Raw genomic sequence first — 3,050 nt, 5'->3', positions numbered from 1 at the left:
GTCCGGCGGGCAGCGGCAGCGGCTGGCCATCGCCCGCGCCCTGATCAGGGATCCCAGGGTGCTGGTGCTGGACGAGGCGACCTCGGCGCTGGACACCCGCTCCGAGGCGCTTGTCCAGCAGGCCCTCGCCCGGCTGCTGCACGGACGCACCACGTTCGTGGTCGCGCACCGGCTGTCCACCGTACGGGGCGCGGACCGGATCGTGGTGATGGCCGACGGCCGCATCCAGGAGATCGGCACGCACGAGGAACTGCTGCGCCGGGGCGGCGCCTATGCGGCACTGCACAGCGGCCAGGTCGCCTGACCGTCCGACGGAAGGGCCGGACACCTGTGCGGTGGGCGACGGTTTTGCGTCAAATGGGTGCCGGGCACCCAAGAAGACGAATGGTCCGGCTCCGTCCGGGCATACGGTGCGCAAAAGTCGAGAGAGGGGCGCCCCGTGCTTGTTCCGGACCCGAAGGTCGTCAGGAGGCTGCTGACCAGGTACGCATCGCTGCGCATCGCTCAGGCGGAGAGGGAGACGCCGACGAGGGCACGGGAGTTGGCGGACGTCAGTCACACCCTGTGCGTCCTGACGGGCGCGACCTGCATCCGCGAGGCGATCGCCCGGGCGGACGCCCTGCTGGCCGGCGGAAGCGCGCCGGACCCGGACGGGGAGAGCGGTCTGTCGCTGGCCGGGTGACGCCCTCCGCGGGGCCGCCCGTAGCGTCAAGGAACCCTGGTGCCCGTGCCGTTGACCCGGTTCGGCCGGTCCGCGGCGGGCCGGGCCAGCCACTCCGCGATGGTGCGGGCGATCGGCTGGCCCGTGTCCACCTCCACGAAGCCGAACTGTCCGGACTGGTTGCACTCCAGGAACCACCACGTCCCGTCGGCGTCCTCCACGAAGTCGAAGGCGCCGTAGGACAGTTCCGCGTCCCGGACGTATGTGCGGACGCCGTCGGCGATCCGGGCGGGGACGTCGGAGGGGCGCCAGGGCCGGTCGTCCGTGGCGAAGCGGACGTCGATCTCGTCCGGGTCGGCGTCGGGGGCGGTCGCCTTGCGGGCGGCCAGCATCCGCTCGCCGACCACGGTGAGCCGGATGTCGGCCCGCTTGGCGATCCGCCGTTGCAGCAGGGTCGGGCCGAAGGCGACCGCGGCGAAGTCGGTGTCCGGAGCCACCCGGCTGGTCGGCACCGCCCTCGGCGGCTCCTGCGGCTGCGCGCCGGAGACGGGTTTGACGACGAGGTCGGGGAAGCGTTCGGCGAAATCCCGGGCGGCCTGCGGGAAGGTCGTGATCAGTGTGGCCGGCACCGGCAGTCCGCTGCGCTGGGCGAGGCGGAGCTGCCAGGGCTTGTACCGGGCGCGGCGGGCCGCGTCCGGATGGTTCATCCAGCGGGCGGTGGAGCTGCGCAGCATGCCGTACAGCGCCTGCGAGGACTCCTCGGTGAGCCACGCGGACGGCTCGGCCACCCGCGTGGCCGGAGTTCCCGGCCGGCGCACCCACACGGACCGCAGCCCGTCCATGCTCACCAGTCGGCCCGCGGACCACAGATGCCCGCGGAAGGCACCGTGCACATACTCGCCCGACAGTGCGGCGCCGCCGGTCAGGTCGGCGGGATCGAGGCGGACCACCGGGACTCCGGACGCGTTGAGGTGGACGACCACCATGTCCGCCGTCACGTCCTGGTCACACGTCAGGATCAGTACGGTCATCGTCGACGGTCCGTGTTCAGTCGTCGAAGTGCGTCTTCGAGCCCGCGGTGGACGTCGTGGTCCCCAGCTCTCTGAGCAACGCGAGATCGCTGGCGGCGATCCGGCCGTCGAACAGCACGTTCAACTGCAGGCCGGGATCGTAGGAGTACGGAGTGGCGACATCCAACTCCGCCGCCGGGCGTGCGTAGTTGAGCGCGAACGGTTGCATCGTCTCTCCCTCTTCGGTGCTGCCCCGGCCAGGCCGCCGGCCTGCCGTGTCGTCGCTTCGCCCGTGGATCTCCGGGGCTTTCCATGGACTTATACGATTCGAACGGGTGAATGGTTTCCTTACGCTCCGTAGTGGCGGGCGAGTTGGCCGCTCTGAACCTGAGACGGAGGACGGCGTCTTCCGGTTGACTGGTCGTGATGCACAGCACGGCACCCCGGGCGGCCGGGGGAGCACATGGGGGTGATGGCGGGCGCGCGGGCCCGGCGTCGCCCCCGAGCAGCCGCAACAGGGCGTGGATCTGTCGTGGAACGTGGGCAGTTGGAGGTCAGGCGGGGTCGGCCGGGCGGCCTGCCGGCGCGGTGCGGTGGTCTCGTGCGGTCAGGGGCGTGCGCAGTGTGCGCAGGGCCAGGAGCAGTGCGCCGACGTCGTCGAGGTACACCGGATCGGGCAGCAGATCGGCCGGGAGCACGAAGTACAGGACGGCCCCCCAGAACACCCAGGGCGGCCCGGTCGGCAGCCCGGCGCGCCGCAGTCCGCGCCGGGCCCGGACCAGCCGCACCAGCAGCCCGACGGCCGCGGCGAGCACGACGGCGAGGATCACGGCGATCACGGCGAGCACTGCTGTGGTGGAATCCACGGGCCCTCCTCGGTCCGGTGCGCCGCCGGTGGACGCGCCCTTCCTTGAATTCCCGGATTCCGCCCTGATATTGCCTCCGTTATGCCGTTTGTGACCTATCGGCACACCCCGTACGACTATGCCGATGACCGGAAGGCGCCTGTGACGGCGCCTCAGCCGCCGGAACCGCCCCCGGCACCGTCCGGTTCCGCGGACGACGCCGGACGCCGGAACTTCGCGGTCGCCTTGAAACGTCCGAAAGAGCGCGTCAACTGCTGGAGCGGGGAACCGGAGGACACCTCCTGCGGTGGCTCCGTCGCCGGCGGTTCCGGCAGGGCGGGGGACGACTCGCGGTAGACGGCCAGCGCCTCGTGGGCCCGCTCGGCGGCCTCCCGGTACAGGTCCCGGGACCTCGTCATCGCCTCCAGGGCCTCGGCGTACATGGCCACCAGCGCCCGCTCGCGGGCGAGCTCCTCCTCCAGGGTCAGCAGGTGCCAGTCCTCCCGCAGCGCGGTGAGGACACCGTCGGCACCC

5 protein-coding genes and 1 pseudogene are annotated in these 3,050 nt (G+C 71.9%); 2 read left to right on the top strand and 4 right to left on the bottom strand.

What is annotated here, in order from left to right:
* Both ACTWQJ_RS49400 and ACTWQJ_RS49395 read left to right on the top strand, forming a co-directional pair.
* Positions 1 to 304: ATP-binding cassette domain-containing protein (locus ACTWQJ_RS49400; RefSeq protein ID WP_443312890.1), on the top strand; the 304-nt coding region annotated here is incomplete at its 5' end.
* A gap of 135 nt (positions 305 to 439) precedes the next feature.
* Complete coding sequence (locus ACTWQJ_RS49395) at positions 440 to 682, top strand: DUF5133 domain-containing protein (protein WP_443312889.1); 243 nt, start codon at positions 440 to 442, stop codon at positions 680 to 682.
* A gap of 26 nt (positions 683 to 708) precedes the next feature.
* Here ACTWQJ_RS49395 and tgmB read toward each other — a convergent pair whose 3' ends face one another.
* The 4 genes and pseudogenes from tgmB to ACTWQJ_RS49375 all read right to left on the bottom strand — a co-directional run.
* Complete coding sequence (tgmB, locus tag ACTWQJ_RS49390) at positions 709 to 1,692, bottom strand: ATP-grasp ribosomal peptide maturase (protein WP_443312888.1); 984 nt, start codon at positions 1,690 to 1,692, stop codon at positions 709 to 711.
* Between the two features lie 16 nt (positions 1,693 to 1,708).
* Positions 1,709 to 1,900 carry a putative ATP-grasp-modified RiPP gene (gene tgmA, locus ACTWQJ_RS49385; protein ID WP_443312887.1) on the bottom strand — a complete coding sequence of 64 codons (192 nt, stop codon included), beginning with the start codon at positions 1,898 to 1,900 and terminating at the stop codon, positions 1,709 to 1,711.
* A 325-nt stretch (positions 1,901 to 2,225) separates the two neighbouring features.
* Entirely contained in the window at positions 2,226 to 2,537 is a 312-nt protein-coding gene (locus ACTWQJ_RS49380; protein WP_443312886.1) for a hypothetical protein, read from the bottom strand.
* Between the two features lie 152 nt (positions 2,538 to 2,689).
* Positions 2,690 to 3,050, bottom strand: a pseudogene (locus tag ACTWQJ_RS49375) (hypothetical protein); the annotation flags it as partial.

It is taken from the genome of Streptomyces sp. KR55, from assembly GCF_052245645.1.
GTDB classification, from domain to species: Bacteria; Actinomycetota; Actinomycetes; order Streptomycetales; family Streptomycetaceae; genus Streptomyces; species Streptomyces flavusporus.
The sequence above is the reverse complement of the archived record's forward strand: the minus strand, read 5'-3'. Positions and strand labels throughout refer to the sequence as shown.